The following is a 26,310-nucleotide window of genomic DNA, read 5'->3' as shown; positions in this document are numbered from 1 at the left end:
TAGACTTAAAAATAGTCTACTTATCAAGAATAAGGCTTAAGGTTTATATGATAAAAAAAATAATATTTGGAATAGCTATTTTACTTAGTACAAGCTGCTTTGCCAATAGTACAACTTCTGACGGCTCCAGAAAAGACGGTGCAAAAACTAACGATGTTACAACACAAAAAATTATAGATGATTTTTCTGCTTACGCCGGTACTATAAAACCGAAAGTACGGAAGGAAATACAAAAATATAGAGTAGAAATAGTCGATATTAATAAGAAGAAACGTGAACTATATAATAGCCTTTCCAAAGAGGCTCAAAATTTTTTAGCAGAGCAACAAAAATATAAACAAAAACTATCTATCTCTAAACTACCGGCAGAAAACGACCAAAAGAATAATACTGCTGATTCTAGTGATAATAAGAACAAAGATACAAAATAAATTATTTTTCTCAGCGTTGTTGCGTGACTCCAAAATTGTCATTGCGAGCAACTGCAGGTGTTGTTGCATGGATAGAAAAATCTACTTGATGTCATTCCTGCGAAAGCAGGAATCCAGCATAAAGCGAGATAAATCGAGCTTTTAATTTTAAAAATTTGCTATATTTATACTTTTTTTGGATTCCTGCTTTCGCAGGAATGACATAAGAGCCATGCAACAAAGCTGCTTTTAGCTAGGAATTACATCTTCATAAATCTGCTCTACTATACCATCAAGACCCATTAAAAAAGTATAAACTTTTAATTGGGGAAATTTTTCTTTTATTATATCACGGGCTTTGTTTAAAATTTCTGCATGGGCTGCCGTTTCTTTTTCCTTGGTATTTAGCTGTTCCTGACCTATAAGTATTTTATAAGCTCCACATTCTCTATGATCAAGAAAAACAATTTGTTTGATGTTATGTAATTCTTGTAAAATCTCGATAGTATCTTCTATTGTTTTTCCCCAATAAGTATATTTGTCGTTAACAAGGGCAAGCGATGCACCCGGTAGCGATACTTTATCAAAATTATCCTCTAATCCTAATTGCTTCATTAATTTATCTGTTTCGTCTATTAATCTAAAATCTACACAACTAATTAAAAGAGTAGAAGCTTCATTTAATGTTTTTAAATGTTCATTACTTACTTCTACCTTTACAACTTTCTTATCGGCAATTATATCATTGTTAGCAGCGTAAAGATTTAAACTAGACACCATAATAAACCCTAAAATTATATATTTTACATATATCATAAAATTCTCCTATTTAAAAATATTTCTTACATGCTTTAAAATAAGAATAGCCTGTAATGATTGTTAAAAAAGCGGCAATCCATAAAATTATTTCCCCTACTATATCTAAATAAATAATTCCTGAACCTTTTGAGCCTAGTATCAATATCGATAAAGCAAACATTTGTAAAAACGTTTTTACCTTAGCAAGTCTCGATACAGGCACACTAACCTTTACTAGAGCCAAAAATTCCCGAAGACCGCTAACTAAAAATTCTCGTGCTAAAATTAATAAGCAAGGTATCTCATCTACGTTATCCTTTTTTAGTAGCATTATAATAACGCAACCTACTAGTAACTTATCTGCTATAGGATCAAACATCTTGCCAAAACTTGTGACTAAATTATATTTTCTTGCAATATAACCGTCAAAAAAATCCGTAATACTAGCTAAAACAAATAATAATGCCCCAAGTTTACGTGCAAGTAAATTATTTATATAAAATGCCAGTATAATAACCGGAATTACCATTATTCGAGCAATAGTTAGATAATTAGGTAAATTTTTATCTATTCTCATTAATTAATTAAATTTATTAATATAATATTGTTGAATTATGGATAGAATATTATTCCAAGACCAATATATTAAAAGTCCCACAGGAAAACTACTAAACATAAATAAAAAAATTAGCGGCATAAATTTCATTACTTGAGCTTGCATCGGATCCGCAGGTTCAGGACTCATTTTTTGCTGTAAGAACATAGTAATAGCCATTAAAATAGGCCATGCTCCAATCATTAAAAATGACGGCGGCAAGAACGGTAATAAGCCGAATAAATTAAAAATAGTAGTAGGGTCAGGTGCAGATAAGTCTTTAATCCAGCCGTAAAACGGTGCTTGCCGCATTTCAATAGTTACATACAATACTTTATAGATGGAGAAAAATACCGGAATTTGAACAAGTATAGGTAAACAACCCGCTACCGGATTTACTTTTTCTTTTTTATATAAAGCCATAATTTCTTGATTTAAACGTGCCTTATCATCACTGTATAAATTTTTTATCCTATCGATTTCCGGCTGTAAATTTTTCATTTTTTTCATCGAACGATAAGACTTATTGGCTAAAGTAAACATTAATAGCTTAATTATAACCGTAACAATTAATATACTAACACCGAAATTACCGACATAGCCATAGAAAAAATTCATGGCGTAGAAAACCGGTTTGGTAATTATATAAAACCAGCCGAAATCAATAGCTCTATCAAATAATTTGATATCATATTGCTTTTCATATTTATCAAGCAAATCTACTTTTTTTGCTCCAGCAAAAATTCTGCTTTTAATGGAAAAATTTTCGCCGGGCTTTATTATTTGTACCGGTGAAATAAAATCTACCTGATATCTTTCAGCCCCTTGCTTAAGAGCATAATTAAAATTCGAGCTGTAATTACTTGATTTATCCGGAATCAAGGAAGATAACCAATATTTATCAGTAATTCCTATCCAATCGACCTTACCTGCAGCAAATTTTTCGCTTTTTTTATCTTTAATATCATCATATGAATATTCTTTAAGATTCTCGTCTATACACCCGATAGGTCCTTGATGTAATATATTTACCGCTTTCTCTACAGCAATATATTTACGGTTTATTAAACCGTAAGATTGGACAGGAAGTTCTTTATCACTATTATTAACTATGGTTTGCTCTATAGTAAATAAATAGTTTTCATCGACAGTAATAGTAACTAAAAATTTAACTCCGTCTTCATTAACCCAAAATAAATTAACGGATTTTTCAGGGCTTAATATTTCACTATTACTATTCCATATAGTATCGTTGTTAGGGAGTTTTACACTAGATAAATTACTAACTAAACCAATTTCAGCAAAATATGCATTTTCTGTATTAGCCGGTGAAAATAATCTCACTTCAGGACTATTTTTAGATAAATCTTGTTTATATTTCTTTAATATTAAATCGTCAAATCTAAGTCCTTTTAATGAAATAGAACCGGTGAGTGATTCAGATTCTATTTTAATACGCTGTACTTGATTTTCTTCTTGAACAACAATATCAGTTGCAGGTTCTACTAAAGCTTTTAACTGTTGTTTCTTTAAATTTTCTGCTTTCTGCACTGCTATTTGCTGTTGCTGTTTTTTTTGTTCAGGTTTTACAACAAAATACTGCCAACCGAAGATTATACTTAAAGACAGTATAATAGCGGCTATTAAATTAATTATATTATTATTCATTCCTAGGTCTTAAATTTTCATATTTTTAAAGCTTTAAGTTTTAAAGCATTTAGAGAAAATAATCAAGTAGTATATATACTTCTTTTCTTTCAAAAGTAGTGAATATCCAAGATGGAAGTCGCCCTTCATCTTGGATACAAATTTAATTTATTTTTACTACTTTTCATTTTACTTCGGATATATTATACCACTCCCACATTCTGAAATATTTTTAATTTAAATTCAGGAAGTATAGAAATTAAATGTTCAGAAATATTATCCTGTATATTTTCATAACCTACTAAATTCACTTCTTTAACGAAGAGATATATTTCTATAGGCAACCCATTAATCGTAGGTTCAAGCTGTCTTACTAGAAAAGTAAACCCTTCGGTATAAACTGCCGGATTATTTTTTAGATATTCCTGAATATATAATTTGAATAGTTTAATATTAGTTAAATCTTTATCTTCTTTATCAAGAGTGATTTTATCTATTACATCCTTTGATATATAAGGAGATTTTTTTAGTTCTTTTAAAATAGTAGCATCACAGAAGTTAATAGTTGCCATATTAATATTAAATACTCTCTTTACCCTTCTTGCTCCTGATTCACTAATTCCTCTATAATTAGTTACGTTAGAATTTAAAATGCTGTAAGTAGGAACTGTAGAAATAGATTGGTCAAAATTCCTAATTGTTACTACAGAAATAGTAATTTTTTCAACTGTTCCTTCAATTTCGCCTATACGTACCCAGTCTCCAATATTAATAATTTCTTGAGTAGTTAGTTGCAAGCTTGCAAGTAATCCTAAAACGGTATCTTTGAAAACAAATGTTAAAAGAGCTGCGGCTGCACCTAAGCTTGTTAAGAATGTACTAAGTGAAATATTTAATATATATGAAATAGTTACCATTACTGCAATAACTATGACAATAATTTTTAATATTTGAAAATATAAGCTAAGCGGTGCATTTTTTGTAACGGCTTTGATCCTATTGTGATACAGATCTGCAAAAGCATCTATAAGCATTAATAATAACATCGTCACGGATATATTAGTATATAAGATTACTATAGTATCTTTGATTCCTAGTAATACATGTGCTTTAAAAGAAGTAGGATGGAAAATATTTCCCCAACATACAAAGTAAATTGCTAATAAAGTGTGTAATAAATAACGAAATATAGGATATTTTTTTAGTATCCTTTCATAATCATCATAATGATGTCTAGTTAAATAATTTTTTACAGGAATAAAAATTAATCTTTTAATTAGAAATATCACCGGTATAAGAGATACTAACATAACAAACAATAATACTAACTCAGTACTTGAGGTATGATATAGATCCATTAAATATTGCATATTTTACCTATCATTATTATTATAAAATATAAATCTTTTTTATTATTACTAAAAATTTTATTTTTATAATTTTAACCTTACTACATGACAATTTTTAGAGATGTAAGGACTAAAGGATTGAATTTTGCTGATAATTCATGATGATAACGGGGAAAGAACTTGGTTTACATATGAAAGATCATTCCGCCCCTCTAGTCGAATTATTACAAAAACATATTTCGCTTAATTTATCAAGAGCAAAATGTTTAGGATTATTTATCATTTCAATGCTTAACAGCAGGACAGTAAACATGTCATTGTTATGCAATAGAATGCCGTCTGGGATTAAAGCAGCTTCATGGTATAGAAGGATGCAAAGATTTATCTCTGAAATCTCAATATCATGGAGAGTATTACCTGTTATGTTAGTCATGATGACTGGGTTTGAGCAGGAGCAAAAATGGGTATTGTGTTTAGATAGAACGAATTGGAAATTTGGTAAACGACATATAAATATTTTATATTTAGCTGTCAGTTTTCATGGTATAGCGATCCCCCTTTTTGGAATTTTCTAAGTGATAAAAAGTGTGGTAACTCTGATTATATTGAGCGTATTGATCTGATGGAGTGTTTTTTAGAAGTTTTTGACAAAAACCGCATTGAAGCATTAACCGCTGATAGAGAATTTATAGGTAAGGAATGGCTCTCTTGGCTTAGAACAAATCAAATAAGATACGTTTTTCGAGTTAGAGAAAATAGACAATATATCAGTAATGCAAGGGGAAAAATGGTTAAAATACAAGAGTTATTTCGCCCTCTAGCCATAGGATCGCATGTGAGTTTGTCACAACGTAGAATTGGTACAAAAGGTGAAATATTTAATGTAGTAGGGATCAGAAATAAGAAGAGTGAACTTGCAGTCTTAATACATAGTGATGAGATCAAAAATCCTGCTGAGATATATGCTCAAAGATGGCAAATTGAAACAATGTTCAAAGCTTTTAAATCAGCAGGATTCAACTGTGAAGCAACTCATATTACTAATGATTTACGATTAGATACATTGATGCAAATATTGTCTATTGCATTTTGCCTAGCTTATCAAACTGGAGAGATTATAGTTTTAGATAAACCAATAGTTATTAAAAAACATGGTTATAGGCAAAATAGTATATTTCGTGTTGGATTAGATACATTGGTTAATATCTTGTATAATATTTCTACTCAATTAGTACGTTGGATACAGCTGTTGTCCTTGATATTCCAATATCCAAAGATGATAAAATGAAAAATTGTCATGTAGTAAGAATTTTAACTCAAAAGAATTTGGTATTGCTAACCAAATATAGATACTGTCATTGCGAAGCCACGAAGCAGCTGCGGCAACCCATAAAAATAATAAAAAACTGGATTGCCTCGTCAATTACTTACGTAATTTTCCGTAACTCAGACATTAAATGAATTAAATAACTTATTTATCTATGACATTTCCTAATATCAATCCAATTATTTTCTCTATAGGTCCACTTGCTGTCTCTTGGTATTCTCTTTCATACGTAGTAGGAATTTTGCTAGGCTGGTTCTATGCAAACAAAATTATAGAAAAATTTAAGCCTCAAATTATCAAAAAAAATCTAGAAGATTTCATTACTTATGCCATTATAGGCATAATAGTCGGAGGCAGACTAGGGTTTGTTTTATTATATAACCCTTCTAGATATTTTTCAAATCCAATAGATATCTTAAAAACTTATGAAGGCGGTATGTCTTTCCATGGCGGAGCTTTAGGGGTGATTATTGCTGCTTATTTGTTTTGCCGAAAATATAAAATTAATTTTTTAAGTCTCACGGATATAATAGCCCCTGTAGTACCTATCGGATTATTTTTAGGTAGAATCGCTAATTTTATTAACAGCGAACTATACGGACGTATTACGAATTCTTCTTTTGGTATGATTTTTCCGAATAGTGATTTGATACCAAGACATCCTAGTCAGTTATATGAAGCTTTTTTTGAAGGTTTAGTATTATTTTTTATCCTAGCATATGCAACATTTAAGCACAAAACTCTTAAAAAGTGCGGTTTAAACTCAGGACTATTTTTAACATTTTACGCTCTTTTCCGAATCGCTGTTGAAATATTTAGAGAACCAGACATACAAATCGGGTTTATTTTAGATAGCTTAACTATGGGACAAATCTTATCTGTACCTATGTTACTTTTAGGAAGTTATTTAATATGTCAATCGAACCCAAAATAAGACAATTAATTGATCAAAACGGTTATATTACTTGCGATGTTCTCATGCAGCAAGTATTACAATCAAATCCTAATTCCTATTATAAGCAAGTAAAATCTTTGGCTAGCGAAGGTGATTTTGTTACGGCTCCTGAAATTTCGCAGCTATTCGGTGAAATTATCGGCTTATGGTGTATCAAAGAGTGGCAAAGAATCGGTTGCCCAAAAAGTCTTAGTTTGGTTGAGCTTGGTCCAGGTCGAGGTCTATTAATGCGTGATTTACTAAGTACTGCAAAATTAGTACCGGAATTTTATAAAGCTTTATCAATTGAACTAATAGAAATTAATCAAAATTTTATTGTTCATCAAAAGGCTAATTTACAAGATATTGATTTACCGATTAAACACCTATCATTTATAGAAGATATACCCAAAAAACCTACTATAATAATAGCTAATGAATTCTTTGATGCTATGCCGATAAAGCAATATGTTAAAGTCAAGGAATTATGGTATGAAAGAATATTTGTGGTGCAACCGGTAGACGGGAGAATTAAATACGACAAAATAAGCATTAATAAACCATTACAAGAATATTTACTAAGAACTCATATTGAAGCAAAAGACGGAGCAGTGCTTGAAGAATCTTATAAATCTATAGAAATTATAAAATTTATAGCTGAACATCTAAAAACACAGAGCGGCAGTTGCTTAACAATAGATTACGGTTATGATATAGCTCCGAATGGTAGAACTAGATATCAATATAATCCAACATTACAAGCGGTCAAAAATCATAAATATTGTCCCATCCTTGAGAATCTTGGAGAGGCCGATTTATCGGCACATGTGGATTTTTATACATTAAAAATAGTAGCTAAAAATAGTAAAATAAACGTAATAGATACAATATCGCAACGAGATTTTTTAATAGAAAACGGAATCTTATTACGCAAACAAACATTGCAAGACAAGCTTAATTATAGGCATCTTTCCAAACTCGCTTATAGAGAGGAATTTAAAGGAGACACGAAACGCAGCACCGCAGCGTACACTTTAGTACGTGAGGATGCGAGTATTGGATCGACGTATAAATTACCTCTAGAAGTAGAGTTTGGAAAGATGCCTGAGCAAGCACAAATAATAGAAAGACAGGTAGAAAGACTAATATCACCGAAACAAATGGGAACATTATTTAAAGTATTACAAATTATGAATTAATCTAGGTTCTGAGTCTTGATTATAAATGGACAACTTAAGTCGCCTTCTTCACATTTCAGCATGGCTTCAAATTCTTTGATACGCTCTTCGTTTTTTTTGTAAAACACATAAGCAGTATCATTGGATATACAGAACCGCCATAAACCCTAAAGCTTTGAAATTCGCACTCAGCTTCTCGGTACTTAATCCATAAGTTTTGAGATTTTTTAAGTAAATTAACTTGTTCTTGTTTGTCTGAAATATGTTTTAATATTTCTTGGTATATTTGATTTAGTTCCTTATCAACTTTCTTATATTCTTCATCGGCACAATAATGCATATCACCTTGTGTCAGGGCATTATTACAATCAACGGCAAAAGTACAAGATATCGAACTAAGAAATAGCCAACAGAAAATAATTGCTTTTTTCATTATTTTATCATTTTTAAAAATAATTAATTAAGAATCACAGCTTTGTTGCGTGGATCAGTTTTTCCGGTATCATCCCGCGACTTGATCGCGGGATCTAGTTAAAAATACTAAAATTTTAGCATTTTAAGTTGTTTTTCTTGATACCGTGGTCAAGCCACGATATGACACCGAACGCATTTTTAGATCCATGCAACAACGCCAAGAATCACACGCCATGACGTTCTGCAATTAAACTTTTTATTTTACCTATAACCTTAGCAGGATTTAAGCCTTTAGGACAGGTTTTAGTACAGTTCATAATCGTATGACAACGGTAAAGCTTAAACGGATCTTCTAAAGCTTCAAGACGTTCACCGTTATGATCATCCCTTGAATCAGCAATCCATCTATATGCTTGTAGTAAAATCATAGGACCTAAATATTTATCACCGTTCCACCAATAGCTAGGACAGGAAGTAGAACAGCAAGCACATAATATACACTCATATAAACCATCAAGCTTTTCTCGGTCTTTAATCGACTGTAACCTTTCAGAGTTTGAAGGAGTAGGACTATCGGTTTTGAGCCAAGGTTCTATAGATTCGTATTGTGCATAAAAATGCGACATATCAGGTACTAAATCTTTCACTACTTTCATATGAGGAAGCGGATAGATTTTGATATCGCCTGATATATCTTCTATTGGTTTTATGCATGCTAAAGTATTTGTACCGTCAATATTCATTGCACAGCTACCGCAAATTCCTTCTCGACAAGAACGTCTAAATGTTAGAGTCGAATCGATTTCATTTTTGATTTTAATTAAAGCATCTAAAACCATTGGTCCGGTTTTACTTAAATCTATCTCAAAACTATCGATAGTAGGATTCTCGTCGAGGTCAGGATCATATCTATAAATCTTTATCTTACGAGGTTTTAGCATTTCCTCGTTTTCTTTATGCTCTCTACCTTTTTTTACTACTGAATTTGGCGGTAATCTTAACTCTGCCATTTAAGTACTCTCTTTTTTAGCTTTAGTTGTTTTTGTTTTCTCAGGTGATTTTTCTTTATCTATTTTTATAGTAGATGAATCATTAAAAGGAAATTTATTTTCCTCTTCTGAATCTAAAGCTCTACCGCTAAGTAAATTTTTAATTTGCTGACCGGACAATGTCTCATATTCAATTAAAGCATTTGCTAAGGTATGAAGTTGATCTATATGTTTTGTTAAAATATCTTTTGCAAATTCATATCCTTGTGTAATAATTCTTTTAACTTCGGCATCGATTAACTCTGCAGTAGCTTCCGAGGTTTCATTATTAGGTTGTCTACCATACATATCGTCACCACTTGAACCATGAAATATCGGTCCTATTAAATCGCTTAAACCTGCTTTTGTAACCATCGCTCTTGCAATATTAGTTGCACCTTTTATATCCGACGAAGCGCCTGAGGTAACTTTATTTCTACCAAAAATAATTTCCTCCGCTACTCTTCCTGCCATATAAACTGCTATAGATGATTCCATCTGTTCACGATTCTGAGAATATTCATCAGTTTCAGGAAGTCTTTGCACCATCCCAAGAGCATTACCACGCGGTATAATCGTAGCCTTATGAATAGGCGATGCTGCAGGACAATAAAGCCCAACCAATGCATGTCCTCCTTCATGATATGCAGTCAAACTTTTTTCTTTCTCCGACATTGCAATAGAACGACGTGCAACTCCCATCAGCACCTTATCTTTTGCCTCTTCCATATCATGCATATCTACTTCTTTCTTACCAAGCCTTGCAGCAATAAGAGCAGCTTCATTAACTAAATTAGCGAGTTCGGCACCGGAAAAGCCCGGAGTACCTCTAGCAATAATTCGTGCTAGTACTGTACTATTATATTTAATTTTCTTTAAATGTACTTTTAGAATTTGCTCACGACCGTTTATATCGGGGTTTGCAACGGCAATTTGACGATCAAACCTACCGGGACGTAGTAATGCACGATCAAGAACATCAGGACGGTTTGTAGCTGCAATGATCACAACTCCCTCGTTTGCTTCAAATCCGTCCATTTCGACTAACATTTGGTTTAAGGTTTGCTCACGTTCATCATTGCCGCCGCCCATACCGATACCTCTATGGCGACCCACCGCATCAATTTCATCGATAAAAATAATACAAGGAGCATTACGTTTACCCTGTTCAAACATGTTACGCACACGGCTTGCACCGACACCTACAAACATTTCAACAAAATCAGAGCCGGATATGTTAAAAAACGGAACATTAGCCTCACCTGCAATTGCTTTAGCAAGAAGTGTCTTACCGGTTCCAGGAGGACCTATAAGTAAGCAGCCTTTCGGTATTTTACCGCCAAGTTTTTGGAACTTGCTTGGATCTCTTAAAAAATCTACTATTTCAGTTAATTCTTCTTTTGCTTCATCGATACCTGCTACATCTTTAAAGGTAATTTTTGGTCCTTTATCTGATAGCAACCTAGCCTTAGATTTTCCAAACCCCATGGCCTTCCCGCCTCCATGCATTTGACGCATGAAAAAAACCCAAACACCTATCAATAAAAGCATAGGAAACCAAGAAATTAAAAAGCCTAAAAAGGTATTCATTCTTGTTTCAAGAGGCACTACTTCAATATTAACGTCATTGCTAGTAAGACGATTTACTAAATCAGGATAATCAGGAGCATAAGTGTTAAAAGTAGAGCCGTCATTTGAAGTGCCTTCAATTACTCTACCTTGAATTTTTACCGAATTAACGGTATTTTCATCAACTCGTGTTAAAAAATCCGAGAAAGTTATATTATTTCTTCTGCCAAGTAAACCGTCAGATTGGAAAATATTAAAAAGTAATATTACAAAAACAAAAAGTGCTGCCCAAGCTAAAATACTTCTACCTTGATTATTCATCGATATAAAACCTAATAAAAATTTTTATCGGTATAAGAGGTTATCTGTAAATAAATTTTAACTACTAATTAAAATTTATTTACAGATAACCTCTTAAATACCGGTGTTAGCAAAAATGGGTAAAACGAGATACAAAATTTGGAGCAAAAGATACTTCAAAGTTCCACATGTCGTTATCATAATATGATATATGTGGTATTGCTATAACTTTTTCAAGTATTTTAATGATAGGTAAGGTAAATAAAATTGCATTGTGGTTTTTGCAGGATAGATTTTTCAAAGGTTCTAAATCTAATTGTTTCTTTATTATTTTATAATCTTCTAACAATAGATGAGTTACAAAACAATTTAGAGTTTCTTGATTTCTTGTGATGCAAAATCTATTATCCCAAATAACGGATTTATCTAGTAATATTTTACTCTCAGGTAATTTTTTGCCGAATTCTCTATATATAAGTAACTCGTTTTGTATACGCTTAATTACACAGCCATGAAGGGTATTCTTAAAGTTTACCTCTTGAGTAATTAATTTTAAAATAGGTTCTACCGAATAAAAACGAGCTGCTCTAGATTGTCCACTAATCATTATCAGTAAAAAATTAATTATTTGTACTTTCACCTCATTTAAAAATTTATCAAATTTTACTAAATCAAGAAAAGCAAAGCCATATTCAAAAATCTTGACCGCTTCAGCTATTGCTAATATTAACTCCGGCTTAAACTTATCTTCTATAAGCTTGTTGGTTTTGAGTTGTTGTAAGATTATCTCGGCTTTAGACATTTTTCCAAACTCTAGAGGTAATTTATACGTCGAGCCTAGACTCGAATCCTCACGCAACAATGCCTCCCCACGTACGCTTGTGTACGCTGCGGTGCTGCGTTCCGTGTCTCCTTTAAATTCCTCTCTATAAGCTGGTTTGGAAAGATGTCTAATATAATCTTCGCCTTTAGCTAATTTTTGCCTAATAACATTTCGTCTATATTTATCGGATGAATTTGACTCATCTTCAAACCATTTTATATTATGACTGACTAAATATTCTACTAATTCACTTTTTGGAATATTATATAGCGGTCTAATTATTTGTATATTATTATACCAATTGATATTACTGCTACTAAGTCCAAATATACCGCTATTACGCTCTAATCTTAAACAAAAATTTTCTACGTAATCATCCTCATGGTGAGCAGTTAAAAGTACTAATATATCGAGTTCTAGACATAGATTTGTCATTAAATCATAGCGTCCTTCTCTTGTTCTTTCTTGTAAATTGGAAAAATTATTTTGATGGTCAAAAGATAAACTATAATGCTTGCGATTTAGACTATTACTGATATTTTGGATATAATGAGTCTCTTGCTTCGACTGTTCCCGTAAGTTATGATCAACCGATATAACAAATAATTCTATATTATTTTTTTCTGCCCAAATATTAGCAAGATAAAGAAGTGCTACCGAATCGCTCCCACCGGATACTGCAATCGATATTTTAGATAAGCCAAAATTACCTATTAGATTATTGATATTATACTCAAATTTTTCATATAGCATGGTTGAAAAATGTTAGTATTGTAAGTTTGACAATGTCATTTCTGCAGAAATGCTTTGTTATATGTCTCATATTTTTTCGTCATTGCGAGAAGAAACTGCAAGTTTCGACGCAATTCAGTTTAAAATGCTAATTTATAGCATTTTTTTAGATTGCCTCGCTCCTTTCAGTCGCTCATAAGGCATTGTTGCGTGGATACCGAGTCATCATTGCTAGCGAACGTTAGTGAGCGTGGCAATCTCAGGAATTCTTCCTAAGATTGCTTCGTCAATTGCTATGCAATTCCCTCGCAATGACGGAAGAACTGGTCAATGCCTTGCAGAAATGACAAAAAACCACACAATTAGATGATAAAGAAAAATTTATGCTGACTCAGCTAAATCTTCTAAAGTTTCAGTCTTTTGTTCGCGTAAATAATCTTGTGCTTCTGATTCTGATCTTGTAACAATAACCGTAACTATAGCATTAAGCTCCGCATGGAGTCTTATTTCAACTGTATAAATTCCGGTAGATTTAATTTGTTTATCAAGAATAACATTTGAATGAGAGATATTATAAGATACATTTTCAGATAATTTATCGGCTATCTCTTTATTAGTAACCGAACCAAAAAGTTTACCGTCATCTAATGTTTGACGGATAAAAACTAATTTTTGATCTTTAATAAGAGCGTTGATTTTTTCTACTTCTTCTCTTATTTGCTTATCTTTTGCTTCAAATTCGTGTTTTTGTTTAACTATTAGCTCTTTATTAGGCTCAGTAGCTCTAATAGCTAATTTTTGCGGTAAAAGATAATTACGACCAAACCCGTCTGCTACTTTGAGTATGTCGCCAATTTTACCTAATTTTCTTACGGGTTTTATTAATATAATTTCCATGTATTATGCCTTTATTTAGCTTGAAATACAAAAGGTAATAACGCTAAAATTCTTGCAATTTTAATAGCATTATTTAGCTTTCTTTGTTTCTTTGCACAAACATTTGTGATCCTGCTTGGTAGCATTCTGCCGCCTTCAGAGACAAATTTTATTAAAAGCTCAGGATTTTTATAATCAATAACAGGTGCATTAGGCACAGAAAGAGGGCATCCTTTACGTCTTCTAAAAAATACTTTTTTAGCAGTTTTATCTCCTAGCTTGTGAGTAGCTGTTTCACTAGCATTATTACTTTTTGACATTCTTTAACCTTAATTCTTACAAATTTAATTATTAATCGTTACGTCAATTACCGGAGTATTCTCTGTACTCTGATTTTTTAATATCGGTGAAGGTTCACTACTAATTGAATCTGCTTTAATTGTAAGAAATCTAATGATATTTTCGTTAAGCTTCATTTTTCTTTCTAGTTCTTCTTTTACATTACCAGTAATATCTAGACCTAAAAAATAATAATGTCCTTTTTTGTTATTACCGATTTTGTAAGCTAAAGTTCTTAACCCCCAATATTCTTTTTTTATGATAGTGCCATTATTATCTTTAATAATTTTAGCAAAATCATCAACGATTTTATCTATATCGTTTAATGATACGTCTTGGCGTATAATAAAAACTGATTCATAAAAGCTCATGATATATAAGAATCTCCAACAAACAAACTTTAAAATAAAGCTATTTATAGTAACTAAAACTATTAAATTCAAGTATTATCTTTAAAAATTATTATTTCTTTGTTTCTTTATTATAAAAAGTTTGCTATAAACCCTAATAAATTAGAAAATTATTACAAAAGTTTTTAATTATTTACTAAATATTAATGGGGATTAATTCAGTGTTTGATAAGCTATTACCTGAAGTTTTAATTTCTAGAAAAAGCATTAACTTATTTTTTTAGTCAGCCGCTTGCTATCATGATTATTAGTGCAGAATTACAAGAAAATCCTTTAATAAGAATAAATAACGTTAGAAAAATTAATAAATTTTCTAAAACGCCTATAATATTTATTATCAAACAAATAATTAATATTTAACAGAAATAGACGATAACGTGCTATTTTTTTATAAGCCCTTCTTATCTGAGCAAATAGTAGGTACTTTAAAGAGCTTATTGAGACGTTCCAAGTCAGTTTTACAAGATAATATTATTAAATTTAAGAATATAAATATTGATTTAAATACTGAAAAAGTATACAAAGACGGACTGAATATTCGTCTAGGTCCTACTGAAAATTTTACGACTTTTTTTCAGTTTCCAAATGAAGTATTTTCGCGTCAAGAAATAATAAAATATTTATGGGAAAGTGAAGAGACCTTTAATGAACGTCTCATAGATGTTCATATAAAGATTAGAGAGGCCTTAGGGAAAGACAATTTAATTATTAAAACCGTTCGTTTTATCGGTTATTGTTTAAATAAGGATAATGATTAGGTTCTGTGAATGAGAATTAAATTAATCTATTTTTGCTATTTTTTGCTGTAAATCATAAGATTTTTTTAAAATAGGAACAACTATTACTGCAAAAATCTTATTAATTTTCGCTAAAAAATATCTGAAAATATAAATAATTTAATTCTCCTTCACAGAACCTAGAATTTTGTTGTCAAAATTTTCTTTGTATTTATGCATTAAGTATGTTAATATCTATTAATTATATTTATGTATACTAACTATAATATAATAAGATTTTATTCGTTGCCGATTTATATATTTTATAACTAAAAACTGTAAATTTTATGTTAAGTAAACTAAATAAGCCTGCTTTATTTGCTTTAATATTTTATCCTATTTTTATTATATCTCTTGTAGTTAAATATTCGTTTGATTATGGGATAGGACTAACTGAAGTTATTTTTATAATTGCTAGCTATTATATTAATACTATTACCGTTGGGATCGGTTTACATAGGTTGTGGTCTCATAATGCCTATAAAATAAATAAATATGCCGAGTTTGTCTTAATTATGCTGTCTGCAGGAACATTACAAGGACCAGCTTTATCTTGGGCATCGAATCATTATAAGCATCATAGATATACGGATGAAGATCAAGATCCGCATACTCCATTAAAATTTGACAATAAATTTTTAGGCTTTATGTGGTCTCATATAGGATGGATGCTAGTCGGAAGCGGTAGCCATAAGTCTATTGATCGCATTACTTGGGCTAAGCACGGGAAAAATAATTTATTAAAATGGCAGCTAAAATATTATTGGCAAATAGCAGCTTTTATGAATATTGTCGTACCTTTATTTATCGGTTACTTAGTCGGCGGTACTATACAATCGGCATATGCAGGATTTTTATTTATGGGACTCGGTAGATTCCTACAGCAGCAAGCAACATTCTGTGTTAATTCTTTATGCCACTTTGCCGGTAGTAAAAAATATTATAAAGGCACTGCTGGAGATATTTGGTGGATGGCATTATTCTTACTCGGTGAAAATTGGCATAATTACCATCATGCTTTTCCTTCAGATTATCGTAACGGTGCAAAATGGTATCATTTTGACGTTCACAAATGGATAATATTTTTAATGAGTAAAATCGGTTTAGCTTCAGAACTTGAACGCACTACAAAAGTACGTATACAGGCAAAAATGCAAGAAACTTTAAGCTATCTTAGTGAAAAACAAAAGCAAAAATTGACCTTAATGCAAACTAAAATAGATCATTTATTAGAAAATCTATGCTTAAAAATTAAAGAGCTTGAAGAATCATCTATTACTATTAAAGAACAATTTAAAAAATCTTTTGTAGAAATACAGGAATCTCTTAAAAATTTAGCGGAGCAAGTAAGTTCTGCAACGCGAATAACAGAAAAATCTTCGGAAAAACTACTAAAAATAGTTAATAAAAAAATTATTGATGCCGAACAATCTATTTATAAGCTGTATAATCAATTAAATACCTTAAAGGTATCTAATTAGGCATTATTAAATAAAGATAGGTATCGTCATTGCAAGCGGGTGTTGGTGTTGTCGTATGGATCCTGTTATGTCATTCCCGCGTAGGCGGGAATGACATTGGTATCCAAGTGGGCAACACTTTCTCGCAATGACGCAAACTATCATTTTTTACTTAATAACGCCTCTAATTAGTTTCAATTTGAATGATAAAAATTTTAGGTATAGAATCAAGCTGTGATGATACAGCTGTTTCTATAATCACCGAAAACCGAGAAATCTTATCTAATATAATCATTTCACAAAATACAGAACATGCAGTTTTTGGAGGGGTAGTACCTGAAATTGCTGCACGTTCTCATTTATCGAATCTAGATAAGGCATTAAAAAGCGTTTTAAAAGAAAGCAATACTAAATTAACGGAAATTAGTGCAATTGCAGCAACTTCCGGTCCAGGTTTAATCGGCGGTGTTATAGTTGGCTCAATGTTTGCAAGGTTGCTAAGCAGTGCTTTAAAAAAACCATTTATTGCAATTAATCATCTAGAAGGTCATGCCTTAACTGCAAGACTAACCGATAATATTCCTTATCCTTATTTACTCTTGTTAGCTTCGGGTGGACATTGCCAATTTGTAGCAGTTTTAGGACTCGGAAAATATAAAATCCTAGGATCTACTATAGATGATGCTGTAGGCGAAGCCTTTGACAAAATAGCAAAAATGCTAAACTTAGCTTTTCCCGGAGGACCTGAAATTGAGAAAAGAGCAAAACTTGGCGATCCTCATAAATATAAATTTCCAAAACCTATAATTAACAGCGGTAATTGTAATATGTCATTTTCAGGACTTAAAACTGCCGTACGTACTTTAATAATGAATTTAAAGGGAATTGATTATAAAGACCGTCATCATTTAGAAAGCTTCAGACAAGATGAATTTAAGAAAGAGCCTGCGCAGCGTACAAAAGTACGTGAGCACAGGCGAAAGTCGCAAAATTTGCTTGTATCAAGCTTTCTAAATGATGACGTAATTAATGATATAGCGGCAAGTTTTCAATTTACCATAGGAGAAATTCTAGGTAGTAAGGTACAGCATGCTATTAGAGCATATGAGCAAGTAATAAATAATTGCGATAAGAAAAATATAGTAATTGCTGGTGGTGTCGCTGCTAATAAATATTTACAAGAAATATTAAGTAGTTGTGCTAAAACATATGATTATCGTCTTATTTATCCACCTATCCACTTATGCACCGATAATGCTGCAATGATTGCATATGCAGGACTTGAGCGTTACAATAATAAGTTATTTACTCCTTTGAATTTTTGTCCAAAAGCTAGATGGAGTCTAGAGGATATCAGTAAATAAATTTTAACCAATAATTTAATTCTTTTTTGCTGCAAATTATAAGATTTTTTAATGTCCCCCTTCGGGGATAAGAAATCCCTCGCCTTCAGGCGAAGGGAAGATATAATGAAATTGCTTTAGCAATGAATTTATATCAAGAAACATGAGAAGTTATAGAAAGAATAGTCATAGTCAGTATGATTTAAAAGTACATCTTATATGGATACCAAAATATAGGAAGAGAGTATTGATAGGCAAAGTAGCGGAAAGGGCTAGAGATTTACTAAGGCAGATTTGTATGGAACATGAAGTATATATAATTTCAGGGAAAATATCATGTGATCACGTGCATATGTTTATCTCATATAAATCACAAATATCTCTTAGCAAGTTAGTACAGTATTTAAAAGGTAGTAGCTCAAGAATTTTATTGCAAGAATTTGCTCATTTAAGAAAACAATTTTGGGGCAATCATTTGTGGGCTAGGGGCTATATGGCGGTCAGTTCAGGTAATATAACTGATGAAATGATACAGCACTATATTGATGAACAGGAAGGTGAACCTGTGAATGATGATCGATTTCTAATCGATTCCACTTTATAACCCCTCAGCTTATAGCTGAGGGTTCTTTAGTTCTTTTTTGCTGCAAATTATAAGATTTTTAAATAGGGACTCTATTCCTTCAAAAATCTTATAATTTGCAGCAAAAAAGAATTAAATTATTGGTTAAAATTTATTTACTGATATCCTCTAGGAAGAAATATAATTTTTTAATATTGACACTTCTTAATTTAGTAGTATAATATTGTAATTACCACGAAACATGATAATTATCTATATAAAAAAGAGGTAAGTTTATGAGCAATAACAATTATAAAAACATCTACAAAGCATTTAATTGTTTTTCAGAAGCAACAAATTCTGCCTATTCAGCCGTAAGTAATTTTTTAGAACTACCTAATGTATTTAATAAATATCCTACTGTTATTTCTTTAATTTTTTCTAAAACAGCAAAATTAGACTCTAATATAACCAATATAATTAAAAACGGTATTATTATATATGAGATATCAACAACCTTAATAGGTGCCGTAAATACTTTTTATAAAGATACAAAACTAGTCGATAAAATATTAAAAGACGGACAGAATGCTATTGATAAGCTTACTGAAACAACAACCTACTTATCGCCAATAGTTACAGATATTATAAATTCTTACTTAATTGATCCGTATAAAGAAGAAAAAACACTATTATTTGACTTACAAATTCCTAACTCTACTAGTAATGATTGTTATAAATTATCAGGTACTGAAAGTATAACATTAGCTGAAATTGAATGTTATTAATACTAATTTATAGAATTTTTTATTACTTTTTCTAGATTGCCATACTCCTTTTAGTTGTGGTTTTATTGCATTGCTCGTTTTGTATCATTCCCGCTTTCGCGGGAATGACATCGAACGCATTTTTTGAGCCATGCAACAAATCTTTTAACGCGAGTTTCGTATTAAGATGCCTAAATTATGGTTAATGAATATGCTATAATGCTTATCCTTTCAAGGTTTGTAAGAGGTGTGACAAGTTTTACAATTTAATAGTTATAGTCAAAAAAGACAATTTACTAAAAATTTATGCAGTTTTAAGTACATTTTATAACAAAAACCTTACTACATGACAATTTTTAGAGATGTAAGGACTAAAGGATTGAATTTTGCTGATAATTCATGATGATAACGGGGAAAGAACTTGGTTTACATATGAAAGATCATTCCGCCCCTCTAGTCGAATTATTACAAAAACATATTTCGCTTAATTTATCAAGAGCAAAATGTTTAGGATTATTTATCATTTCAATGCTTAACAGCAGGACAGTAAACATGTCATTGTTATGCAATAGAATGCCGTCTGGGATTAAAGCAGCTTCATGGTATAGAAGGATGCAAAGATTTATCTCTGAAATCTCAATATCATGGAGAGTATTACCTGTTATGTTAGTCATGATGACTGGGTTTGAGCAGGAGCAAAAATGGGTATTGTGTTTAGATAGAACGAATTGGAAATTTGCTTACTACATGACAATTTTTCATTTTATCATCTTTGGATATTGGAATATCAAGGACAACAGCTGTATCCAACGTACTAATTGAGTAGAAATATTATACAAGATATTAACCAATGTATCTAATCCAACACGAAATATACTATTTTGCCTATAACCATGTTTTTTAATAACTATTGGTTTATCTAAAACTATAATCTCTCCAGTTTGATAAGCTAGGCAAAATGCAATAGACAATATTTGCATCAATGTATCTAATCGTAAATCATTAGTAATATGAGTTGCTTCACAGTTGAATCCTGCTGATTTAAAAGCTTTGAACATTGTTTCAATTTGCCATCTTTGAGCATATAATCTCAGCAGGATTTTTGATCTCATCACTATGTATTAAGACTGCAAGTTCACTCTTCTTATTTCTGATCCCTACTACATTAAATATTTCACCTTTTGTACCAATTCTACGTTGTGACAAACTCACATGCGATCCTATGGCTAGAGGGCGAAATAACTCTTGTATTTTAACCATTTTTCCCCTTGCATTACTGATATATTGTCTATTTTCTCTAACTCGAAAAACGTATCTTATTTGATTTGTTCTAAGCCAAGAGAGCCATTCCTTACCTATAAATTCTCTATCAGCGGTTAATGCTTCAATGCGGTTTTTGTCAAAAACTTCTAAAAAACACTCCATCAGATCAATACGCTCAATATAATCAGAGTTACCACACTTTTTATCACTTAGAAAATTCCAAAAAGGGGGATCGCTATACCATGAAAACTGACAGCTAAATATAAAATATTTATATGTCGTTTACCAAATTTCCAATTCGTTCTATCTAAACACAATACCCATTTTTGCTCCTGCTCAAACCCAGTCATCATGACTAACATAACAGGTAATACTCTCCATGATATTGAGATTTCAGAGATAAATCTTTGCATCCTTCTATACCATGAAGCTGCTTTAATCCCAGACGGCATTCTATTGCATAACAATGACATGTTTACTGTCCTGCTGTTAAGCATTGAAATGATAAATAATCCTAAACATTTTGCTCTTGATAAATTAAGCGAAATATGTTTTTGTAATAATTCGACTAGAGGGGCGGAATGATCTTTCATATGTAAACCAAGTTCTTTCCCCGTTATCATCATGAATTATCAGCAAAATTCAATCCTTTAGTCCTTACATCTCTAAAAATTGTCATGTAGTAAGATATTTGACAGAAAAGTATCATGGGAATTATAATGGAAAGCAATTACGCTGTTTGCAGAAAAGGTTGAAACAATGGAGAGCTGAACATGGTAAGGATAAGCCAGTAATCTTTTTACAAAATATTCTTCCTGGCAAACAAAGCCAGTCTGATTGGAGCAATATGAATCAATTGGGTATTTGTATTGGTGGGAAACCATATCCTCACTTACTATTTCATTTTATGTTGCCTTATTCATGTTGGGAAACTTTCAGCATATGCCATAGTGAAAGTTTTGATACATTAGCATCAGGGTTTGAAAAAGCTGTATGGGAGTTAGGTGGAGTTTTACCAGAGCATCGTACAGATAATTTAAGTGCAGCTACCAAGCAATGTGGTAATAGTAGACAATTTACAGAAAAATGGCAAGAATTGCTTGGTTATTACGATGTTGCACCATCGCGAAATAATCCCGGTGTTAGTCATGAAAATGGTTCTGTTGAAAAAAGTCATGATACATTTAAGCAAGCAGTGAAACAACATTTGCTATTACGTGGATCACGTAATTTTGTTGATTTAAAAGCTTATGAATTATTCCTTACACAAATTAAAGAAAAGCGCAATAGCTGTAGAAAAGAAAAATTAGCTGAAGAATTAGTTTATTTAAAAGAGTTACCAATCAGGAAATGGAATGCACCTACAATATTATCAGTACGTGTTAACCCAAGCAGTACAGTTAGTATTTTATCTGTAGCTTATTTGTGCCTAGTCGCTTAATAGGTTATACTTTAAAAGCTTATATTTATTCTGAAGAAATAGAGCTTTACTATGGTAACAAATGTTTACAAAAAATGTCTAGAATCAGCAATGGCTATGTTATTGATTATAGACATATTATTGATAGTTTAGTACGTAAACCTAGAGCATTTGTCCGATATCAATATTATGAAGCTTTATTCCCACGTGCTATATTTCGTCAGGTATATGACCAGCTTATATCTATATATCCATATAAAGGGCATAAAATATATCTTAAAATATTACAATTAGCAAAAATGTATGGAGAATTGAATGTAGTTGCTGCATTAGAAGTGCTATTAGAAGAGAAGATTGAGCCAATAATTGATCATATTACAGATTTACTAAATAGTCAGACTAAAACTGTTTGTTCAGTAAAAATTAATCAACCAATACTGTCTGAATATGATCAATTACATTGCTTTAAAACAATGGAGGTCGCATGAGTAAACAGATAATAACTCTGCAACCGCTAAATAATTTACTCAAGAACCTTTGCTTACCTACTTTTGCATCATGCTACAAATCAGTTGCAGAAAGCTTTGAGCAAGAAAAGAAAACATATATAGATTACTACAGGAGTTAGCCATACGTGAGTTAGAACATAGACATCAGCAACGTATTGCCAGATTGCTGAAGCAAGCAAAACTCTCTCGAGATAAGTTATTAAGCAACTTTGATATTAAGAGTATCCCAGGATTATCGTCAACTAAGATCCAATATCTTGCACAAGGAGAATTTATGGATCGCTATGAAAATATACTTATTTTTGGTAATCCTGGCACTGGCAAAAGTCATCTTAGTATAGGTTTAGCACGTGAGTGGTGTCTTGCTGGTAGGCGTGTATTATATACAACAGCAGCTAATTTGGTTCAACAATTACTAGAAGCAAAACTTAGTTTAAAACTTAAGCAAATTATTAAAAAATTCGATTATTTTGAAATATTGATAATTGATGATATATCATATGTACCATATAATCGTGAAGAAACTGATGTTTTATTTACCTTATTACCTGAACGTTATGAAAATGAGTAGTGTATTAATTACTAGCAATTTAGTTTTTGCAAAATGGAATACTATTTTTAAAGATGAAATGACTACGTCAGCAGCTATTGGCAGATTGGTTCACCATTCTTCAATTCTTAAACTAAATACTGAAAGTCATAGAATCACTACAGCGAAAGGCAAAAAATTAACTATAAAATCGGAGGATAATAATGTAATACTTTAGACAATATTTTTTACTCAAAAATGGGGAATTTTAATATTCGTCATGGGGAATTCTAATGTTCGTTCATCATAGGGTTAGTCCAGAAAGTAAGGGAGAAAGCAAGTAAGCAATCGACTCCTACTGTAGGTATTATAGATAGTCAATCTGTTAAGAATACCCAAAAAGGGGGTCTAGAGGATATGATGCAGGCAAGAAAACTAAACAACCCTCAGCTATAAGCTGAGGGGTTATAAAGTGGAATCGGGGTCTGTCAGATTTTTTGTGTAAGTACGATTTCTCCATTTGCCCAATTTTGTAAATTAGTATCACAAAGTATAGCAAATTGATTTAAAGCCATGGCCCAATTCTTAATAGGCATTGTCCATTTTTTAGAAGCATTTGTCAATGCTAAAAAGATTATTTTCTGAATCGATTTATCATCTGGAAATACCCCCTTATTTTTTATAATTTTATGAATTTGACGGTTAGTTGATTCAATAGCATTAGTAGTGTAAATCGCCTTTCTAATGTCTTCCGGAAAGCTAAAGAACGGAGCTATTCCAGACCAATTTCTCTGCCATATATCAAAAATAACTGGATATTTTTCATCCCATTTTTTAGCAAAATTTTGTAATTCTCTTAATCCCTCTGCTTCATTTATTGCAGAATAAACTGCCTTTAAATCAGCTGTTACCAATTTTAAATCTTTATATGATACGTATTTTACAGAGTTTCTTACCATATGAACAATACACAGTTGTACTGTGGTTTTTGGGAAAATGCTATTTATTGCTTCTGGAAAACCTTTAAGACCATCAACACACGCAACATATATTTGTTCTACACCACGATTCTTCAGTTCTGTTACTACTTGCATCCAAAATTTAGATCCTTCATTCTTGCCTATCCAAATACCTAATAGTTCCTTCTTGCCTTCTATATTCACGCCAATAGCTAGATAAACTGCTTTATTTATTATTATATGATTGTCTCTTGCCTTAACATGAATACAATCTACATTATAGGATATACACTATCAAGTGCTCTATTCTGCCACGCAGTAACTTCCTCTAAAATGCCATCAGTTACCTTTGATATTAACTCAGATGATACTTTGGTGGCATATAGTTCTTCTAAGTGCCCTTGTATTTCTCGAATAGTCATTCCCCTAGCATATAAAGATATTACTTTATCATCAAATCCTTCAAATCTCCTTACTCCTTTTGGAATTAGTTGAGGTTCAAATTCTCCTTCCCGATCCCTTGGCACTTCTACTATCAATTTACGACCCTCGGAATCTATTAGAGTCTTTTCATAATTGCCATTACGTCTATTATCTGACTCCTTGGTATTCTTAGAATGCTTCTCATAACCTATATGAGATTCCATTTCTTTTTCTAAAATCTTATTTACTATCTGCTTTTTAATTTCCTGAAATATTCCTTCTTTGCCAAATATCTCAGATGGATCACTTTGTGATAGTATTTCTGATACTACTTTTTCTATAGTCGGATTTGATACTTTACTCTTATTCTTCATATTAGCCTCATGTAAGTTGTTTTAATTAATTTTATTCTTAACTATTTTTATAACTTACACAAACTTTCTGACACCCCTAGGAAATTTTTAGAGGCAATATTGGTATTTTTGCTATGGAGTGATTTTTTCCATCTCTATTTATTTTTATCTTTTTATTTGCTCCAAAAGCAAATGTGTGGCTCAAAGATGAAATATCAATGCAAGCTCCTGTGAAAATTGATAATATCCCAGTAGCTGTTGCGTTTTTTACTTCTATATCATCAAAAATAAGTTACTCTTTATCAGAGACGCTCGAAAAGCATTTACTTCCACCTGATGAAGGGTTATCAAGCAGGAAGAATGGGATTATGTTTGGAGCAAAAGCTATTGGTAAAATCAAGGACATTCAAATAGAGGATCCGGTAACTTTGACCAATACAAAAGAATTTTTAAGACAATGTTTTATGAAACCTTATATAATTGGTAATATTTTAGGTAAAAAAGCCGAAGCACAAAGAGCTAGTGACATCATTGCTTTTATCGAGCAAAATATGCCGAATAATTTTGGTATTTATTATAAGGATCCAAGTAATTCTGCTATTTCTTTTAAAACCTGCAGGCAGGTAACTCCTTTAATTAAGGCAGCTTTTAATAAAGAACTAAAGAACCCTCAGCTATAAGCTGAGGGGTTATAAAGTGGAATCGATTAGAAATCGATCATCATTCACAGGTTCACCTTCCTGTTCATCAATATAGTGCTGTATCATTTCATCAGTTATATTACCTGAACTGACCGCCATATAGCCCCTAGCCCACAAATGATTGCCCCAAAATTGTTTTCTTAAATGAGCAAATTCTTGCAATAAAATTCTTGAGCTACTACCTTTTAAATACTGTACTAACTTGCTAAGAGATATTTGTGATTTATATGAGATAAACATATGCACGTGATCACATGATATTTTCCCTGAAATTATATATACTTCATGTTCCATACAAATCTGCCTTAGTAAATCTCTAGCCCTTTCCGCTACTTTGCCTATCAATACTCTCTTCCTATATTTTGGTATCCATATAAGATGTACTTTTAAATCATACTGACTATGACTATTCTTTCTATAACTTCTCATGTTTCTTGATATAAATTCATTGCTAAAGCAATTTCATTATATCTTCCCTTCGCCTGAAGGCGAGGGATTTCTTATCCCCGAAGGGGG

General features: G+C 31.6%; 30 protein-coding genes and 3 pseudogenes. 17 read left to right on the top strand and 16 right to left on the bottom strand.

What is annotated here, in order from left to right; translation table 11 throughout:
* Window positions 1-47: 47 nt before the first annotated feature.
* Complete coding sequence (locus tag REIS_RS01630; RefSeq protein WP_008579507.1) at window positions 48-431, top strand: hypothetical protein; 384 nt, start codon at window positions 48-50, stop codon at window positions 429-431.
* A 228-nt stretch (window positions 432-659) separates the two neighbouring features.
* Here the strand turns inward: REIS_RS01630 and REIS_RS01625 are convergent, their stop codons facing one another.
* The 4 genes from REIS_RS01625 to REIS_RS01610 form a co-directional block, all read right to left on the bottom strand.
* Complete coding sequence (locus REIS_RS01625; protein ID WP_008579506.1) at window positions 660-1,226, bottom strand: carbonic anhydrase; 567 nt, start codon at window positions 1,224-1,226, stop codon at window positions 660-662.
* A 13-nt stretch (window positions 1,227-1,239) separates the two neighbouring features.
* Complete coding sequence (gene pgsA / locus REIS_RS01620) at window positions 1,240-1,785, bottom strand: CDP-diacylglycerol--glycerol-3-phosphate 3-phosphatidyltransferase (protein ID WP_008579505.1); 546 nt, start codon at window positions 1,783-1,785, stop codon at window positions 1,240-1,242.
* 3 nt (window positions 1,786-1,788) lie between these two features.
* Window positions 1,789-3,471, bottom strand: coding sequence for a membrane protein insertase YidC (yidC, locus tag REIS_RS01615; RefSeq protein ID WP_008579504.1), 1,683 nt, complete (start codon window positions 3,469-3,471; stop codon window positions 1,789-1,791).
* Between the two features lie 182 nt (window positions 3,472-3,653).
* On the bottom strand, window positions 3,654-4,820 hold the full coding sequence (locus REIS_RS01610; protein WP_008579503.1) for a mechanosensitive ion channel domain-containing protein: 1,167 nt from the start codon (window positions 4,818-4,820) through the stop codon (window positions 3,654-3,656).
* A 137-nt stretch (window positions 4,821-4,957) separates the two neighbouring features.
* On the opposite strand from REIS_RS01610, the gene REIS_RS11985 reads away from it, so the two are divergent.
* The 4 genes from REIS_RS11985 (at window position 4,958) to REIS_RS01595 (ending at window position 8,259) form a co-directional block, all read left to right on the top strand.
* Complete coding sequence (locus REIS_RS11985; RefSeq protein ID WP_008579269.1) at window positions 4,958-5,374, top strand: hypothetical protein; 417 nt, start codon at window positions 4,958-4,960, stop codon at window positions 5,372-5,374.
* On the top strand, window positions 5,320-6,087 hold the full coding sequence (locus tag REIS_RS11980; protein WP_338109792.1) for an IS4 family transposase: 768 nt from the start codon (window positions 5,320-5,322) through the stop codon (window positions 6,085-6,087). The genes REIS_RS11985 and REIS_RS11980 overlap by 55 nt, the downstream gene beginning before the upstream one ends.
* 193 nt (window positions 6,088-6,280) lie before the next feature.
* Complete coding sequence (lgt, locus tag REIS_RS01600) at window positions 6,281-7,060, top strand: prolipoprotein diacylglyceryl transferase (protein WP_008579502.1); 780 nt, start codon at window positions 6,281-6,283, stop codon at window positions 7,058-7,060.
* A complete protein-coding gene (locus REIS_RS01595; RefSeq protein ID WP_008579501.1) occupies window positions 7,039-8,259 on the top strand; it encodes a class I SAM-dependent methyltransferase in 1,221 nt (406 codons plus the stop codon). The genes lgt and REIS_RS01595 overlap by 22 nt, the downstream gene beginning before the upstream one ends.
* A 55-nt stretch (window positions 8,260-8,314) precedes the next feature.
* Here REIS_RS01595 and REIS_RS01590 read toward each other — a convergent pair whose 3' ends face one another.
* The 7 genes from REIS_RS01590 to rpsF form a co-directional block, all read right to left on the bottom strand.
* Window positions 8,315-8,671, bottom strand: coding sequence for a lysozyme inhibitor LprI family protein (locus REIS_RS01590; protein ID WP_008579500.1), 357 nt, complete (start codon window positions 8,669-8,671; stop codon window positions 8,315-8,317).
* Between the two features lie 205 nt (window positions 8,672-8,876).
* A complete protein-coding gene (locus REIS_RS01585; RefSeq protein ID WP_008579499.1) occupies window positions 8,877-9,662 on the bottom strand; it encodes a succinate dehydrogenase iron-sulfur subunit in 786 nt (261 codons plus the stop codon).
* Window positions 9,663-11,570 (bottom strand): ATP-dependent zinc metalloprotease FtsH, encoded by a 1,908-nt coding sequence (gene ftsH / locus REIS_RS01580; RefSeq protein WP_008579498.1) that lies wholly within the window; start codon window positions 11,568-11,570, stop codon window positions 9,663-9,665.
* A gap of 106 nt (window positions 11,571-11,676) precedes the next feature.
* Complete coding sequence (tilS, locus tag REIS_RS01575) at window positions 11,677-13,125, bottom strand: tRNA lysidine(34) synthetase TilS (RefSeq protein ID WP_008579497.1); 1,449 nt, start codon at window positions 13,123-13,125, stop codon at window positions 11,677-11,679.
* Window positions 13,126-13,485: 360 nt separating this feature from the next.
* Window positions 13,486-14,001, bottom strand: coding sequence for a 50S ribosomal protein L9 (gene rplI / locus REIS_RS01570; protein ID WP_008579496.1), 516 nt, complete (start codon window positions 13,999-14,001; stop codon window positions 13,486-13,488).
* 11 nt (window positions 14,002-14,012) lie between these two features.
* Window positions 14,013-14,300, bottom strand: a complete 288-nt coding sequence (gene rpsR / locus REIS_RS01565) for a 30S ribosomal protein S18 (protein ID WP_008579495.1) — start codon at window positions 14,298-14,300, stop codon at window positions 14,013-14,015.
* A gap of 24 nt (window positions 14,301-14,324) precedes the next feature.
* A complete protein-coding gene (gene rpsF, locus REIS_RS01560) occupies window positions 14,325-14,690 on the bottom strand; it encodes a 30S ribosomal protein S6 (protein WP_037214204.1) in 366 nt (121 codons plus the stop codon).
* Window positions 14,691-15,106: 416 nt separating this feature from the next.
* Between rpsF and REIS_RS01550 the strand changes: the two genes are divergently transcribed.
* The 6 genes from REIS_RS01550 (at window position 15,107) to REIS_RS11970 (ending at window position 20,459) form a co-directional block, all read left to right on the top strand.
* The gene (locus tag REIS_RS01550) at window positions 15,107-15,487 is read left to right on the top strand and encodes a winged helix-turn-helix domain-containing protein (protein WP_037214205.1); all 381 of its coding nucleotides are present in this window, start codon (window positions 15,107-15,109) and stop codon (window positions 15,485-15,487) included.
* Between the two features lie 305 nt (window positions 15,488-15,792).
* Entirely contained in the window at window positions 15,793-16,986 is a 1,194-nt protein-coding gene (locus tag REIS_RS01545; protein ID WP_008579492.1) for a fatty acid desaturase, read from the top strand.
* A gap of 182 nt (window positions 16,987-17,168) precedes the next feature.
* Window positions 17,169-18,329: a tRNA (adenosine(37)-N6)-threonylcarbamoyltransferase complex transferase subunit TsaD gene (gene tsaD / locus REIS_RS01540; protein ID WP_008579491.1), complete on the top strand. Its 1,161-nt coding sequence runs from the start codon at window positions 17,169-17,171 to the stop codon at window positions 18,327-18,329.
* Window positions 18,330-18,471: 142 nt separating this feature from the next.
* Window positions 18,472-18,912: an IS200/IS605 family transposase gene (gene tnpA, locus REIS_RS01535; protein ID WP_008579210.1), complete on the top strand. Its 441-nt coding sequence runs from the start codon at window positions 18,472-18,474 to the stop codon at window positions 18,910-18,912.
* Window positions 18,913-19,166: 254 nt separating this feature from the next.
* Complete coding sequence (locus REIS_RS01530) at window positions 19,167-19,658, top strand: DUF5424 family protein (protein WP_008579490.1); 492 nt, start codon at window positions 19,167-19,169, stop codon at window positions 19,656-19,658.
* A 378-nt stretch (window positions 19,659-20,036) separates the two neighbouring features.
* Window positions 20,037-20,459: a hypothetical protein gene (locus REIS_RS11970; protein WP_008579489.1), complete on the top strand. Its 423-nt coding sequence runs from the start codon at window positions 20,037-20,039 to the stop codon at window positions 20,457-20,459.
* On the opposite strand, the gene REIS_RS16330 is transcribed toward REIS_RS11970, so the two are convergent.
* Genes REIS_RS16330 through REIS_RS01515 form a run of 3 tightly spaced genes read right to left on the bottom strand, consistent with a single transcriptional unit; the run spans window position 20,396 to window position 21,526 of the window.
* Window positions 20,396-20,695, bottom strand: coding sequence for a hypothetical protein (locus tag REIS_RS16330; protein ID WP_008579488.1), 300 nt, complete (start codon window positions 20,693-20,695; stop codon window positions 20,396-20,398). The genes REIS_RS11970 and REIS_RS16330 overlap by 64 nt on opposite strands.
* Window positions 20,696-20,699: 4 nt before the next feature.
* Window positions 20,700-21,062 (bottom strand): transposase, encoded by a 363-nt coding sequence (locus REIS_RS16325; RefSeq protein WP_008579487.1) that lies wholly within the window; start codon window positions 21,060-21,062, stop codon window positions 20,700-20,702.
* A gap of 47 nt (window positions 21,063-21,109) precedes the next feature.
* Window positions 21,110-21,526, bottom strand: a complete 417-nt coding sequence (locus REIS_RS01515; protein WP_008579269.1) for a hypothetical protein — start codon at window positions 21,524-21,526, stop codon at window positions 21,110-21,112.
* 125 nt (window positions 21,527-21,651) lie between these two features.
* On the opposite strand from REIS_RS01515, the gene REIS_RS10810 reads away from it, so the two are divergent.
* The 5 genes and pseudogenes from REIS_RS10810 to REIS_RS15350 all read left to right on the top strand — a co-directional run.
* Window positions 21,652-22,341, top strand: coding sequence for a DDE-type integrase/transposase/recombinase (locus tag REIS_RS10810; protein ID WP_050755334.1), 690 nt, complete (start codon window positions 21,652-21,654; stop codon window positions 22,339-22,341).
* Window positions 22,326-22,808 (top strand): hypothetical protein, encoded by a 483-nt coding sequence (locus REIS_RS10805; RefSeq protein WP_008579485.1) that lies wholly within the window; start codon window positions 22,326-22,328, stop codon window positions 22,806-22,808. The genes REIS_RS10810 and REIS_RS10805 overlap by 16 nt, the downstream gene beginning before the upstream one ends.
* A gap of 115 nt (window positions 22,809-22,923) precedes the next feature.
* On the top strand, window positions 22,924-23,400 hold the full coding sequence (locus REIS_RS10800; protein WP_371256149.1) for an ATP-binding protein: 477 nt from the start codon (window positions 22,924-22,926) through the stop codon (window positions 23,398-23,400).
* The gene (locus REIS_RS10795) at window positions 23,393-23,596 is read left to right on the top strand and encodes an ATP-binding protein (RefSeq protein ID WP_008579483.1); all 204 of its coding nucleotides are present in this window, start codon (window positions 23,393-23,395) and stop codon (window positions 23,594-23,596) included. Before REIS_RS10800 ends, REIS_RS10795 begins: the two co-directional genes overlap by 8 nt.
* A 74-nt stretch (window positions 23,597-23,670) precedes the next feature.
* Window positions 23,671-23,798 (top strand): annotated as a pseudogene (locus tag REIS_RS15350) (IS5/IS1182 family transposase); the annotation flags it as partial.
* Between the two features lie 48 nt (window positions 23,799-23,846).
* Here REIS_RS15350 and REIS_RS10790 read toward each other — a convergent pair.
* Window positions 23,847-25,114, bottom strand: a pseudogene (locus tag REIS_RS10790) (IS256 family transposase).
* An 83-nt stretch (window positions 25,115-25,197) separates the two neighbouring features.
* On the opposite strand from REIS_RS10790, the pseudogene REIS_RS01490 reads away from it, so the two are divergent.
* A pseudogene (locus REIS_RS01490) lies at window positions 25,198-25,761 on the top strand (conjugal transfer protein TraG N-terminal domain-containing protein); the annotation flags it as partial.
* Window positions 25,762-25,782: 21 nt separating this feature from the next.
* On the opposite strand, the gene tnpA (REIS_RS01485) reads toward REIS_RS01490, so the two are convergent.
* Window positions 25,783-26,223 (bottom strand): IS200/IS605 family transposase, encoded by a 441-nt coding sequence (gene tnpA, locus REIS_RS01485; RefSeq protein ID WP_008579210.1) that lies wholly within the window; start codon window positions 26,221-26,223, stop codon window positions 25,783-25,785.
* Window positions 26,224-26,310: the final 87 nt, after the last annotated feature.

This window comes from Rickettsia endosymbiont of Ixodes scapularis, from assembly GCF_000160735.1.
GTDB lineage: Bacteria > Pseudomonadota > Alphaproteobacteria > Rickettsiales > Rickettsiaceae > Rickettsia > Rickettsia tamurae.
The sequence above is the reverse complement of the archived record's forward strand: the minus strand, read 5'-3'. Positions and strand labels throughout refer to the sequence as shown.

Bases quoted from the DNA above. Each gene is read 5' to 3' on its own strand.
- REIS_RS01630 (WP_008579507.1), top strand. From the start codon at position 48: ATGATAAAAAAAATAATATTTGGAATAGCTATTTTACTTAGTACAAGC.
- REIS_RS01625 (WP_008579506.1), bottom strand. From the start codon at position 1,226: ATGATATATGTAAAATATATAATTTTAGGGTTTATTATGGTGTCTAGT.
- pgsA (WP_008579505.1), bottom strand. From the start codon at position 1,785: ATGAGAATAGATAAAAATTTACCTAATTATCTAACTATTGCTCGAATA.
- yidC (WP_008579504.1), bottom strand. From the start codon at position 3,471: ATGAATAATAATATAATTAATTTAATAGCCGCTATTATACTGTCTTTA.
- REIS_RS01610 (WP_008579503.1), bottom strand. From the start codon at position 4,820: ATGCAATATTTAATGGATCTATATCATACCTCAAGTACTGAGTTAGTA.
- REIS_RS11985 (WP_008579269.1), top strand. From the start codon at position 4,958: ATGATGATAACGGGGAAAGAACTTGGTTTACATATGAAAGATCATTCC.
- lgt (WP_008579502.1), top strand. From the start codon at position 6,281: ATGACATTTCCTAATATCAATCCAATTATTTTCTCTATAGGTCCACTT.
- REIS_RS01595 (WP_008579501.1), top strand. From the start codon at position 7,039: ATGTCAATCGAACCCAAAATAAGACAATTAATTGATCAAAACGGTTAT.
- REIS_RS01590 (WP_008579500.1), bottom strand. From the start codon at position 8,671: ATGAAAAAAGCAATTATTTTCTGTTGGCTATTTCTTAGTTCGATATCT.
- REIS_RS01585 (WP_008579499.1), bottom strand. From the start codon at position 9,662: ATGGCAGAGTTAAGATTACCGCCAAATTCAGTAGTAAAAAAAGGTAGA.
- ftsH (WP_008579498.1), bottom strand. From the start codon at position 11,570: ATGAATAATCAAGGTAGAAGTATTTTAGCTTGGGCAGCACTTTTTGTT.
- tilS (WP_008579497.1), bottom strand. From the start codon at position 13,125: ATGCTATATGAAAAATTTGAGTATAATATCAATAATCTAATAGGTAAT.
- rplI (WP_008579496.1), bottom strand. From the start codon at position 14,001: ATGGAAATTATATTAATAAAACCCGTAAGAAAATTAGGTAAAATTGGC.
- rpsR (WP_008579495.1), bottom strand. From the start codon at position 14,300: ATGTCAAAAAGTAATAATGCTAGTGAAACAGCTACTCACAAGCTAGGA.
- rpsF (WP_037214204.1), bottom strand. From the start codon at position 14,690: ATGAGCTTTTATGAATCAGTTTTTATTATACGCCAAGACGTATCATTA.
- REIS_RS01545 (WP_008579492.1), top strand. From the start codon at position 15,793: ATGTTAAGTAAACTAAATAAGCCTGCTTTATTTGCTTTAATATTTTAT.
- tsaD (WP_008579491.1), top strand. From the start codon at position 17,169: ATGATAAAAATTTTAGGTATAGAATCAAGCTGTGATGATACAGCTGTT.
- tnpA (WP_008579210.1), top strand. From the start codon at position 18,472: ATGAGAAGTTATAGAAAGAATAGTCATAGTCAGTATGATTTAAAAGTA.
- REIS_RS01530 (WP_008579490.1), top strand. From the start codon at position 19,167: ATGAGCAATAACAATTATAAAAACATCTACAAAGCATTTAATTGTTTT.
- REIS_RS11970 (WP_008579489.1), top strand. From the start codon at position 20,037: ATGATGATAACGGGGAAAGAACTTGGTTTACATATGAAAGATCATTCC.
- REIS_RS16330 (WP_008579488.1), bottom strand. From the start codon at position 20,695: ATGTTCAAAGCTTTTAAATCAGCAGGATTCAACTGTGAAGCAACTCAT.
- REIS_RS16325 (WP_008579487.1), bottom strand. From the start codon at position 21,062: ATGGAGTGTTTTTTAGAAGTTTTTGACAAAAACCGCATTGAAGCATTA.
- REIS_RS01515 (WP_008579269.1), bottom strand. From the start codon at position 21,526: ATGATGATAACGGGGAAAGAACTTGGTTTACATATGAAAGATCATTCC.
- REIS_RS10795 (WP_008579483.1), top strand. From the start codon at position 23,393: ATGAGTAGTGTATTAATTACTAGCAATTTAGTTTTTGCAAAATGGAAT.
- tnpA (WP_008579210.1), bottom strand. From the start codon at position 26,223: ATGAGAAGTTATAGAAAGAATAGTCATAGTCAGTATGATTTAAAAGTA.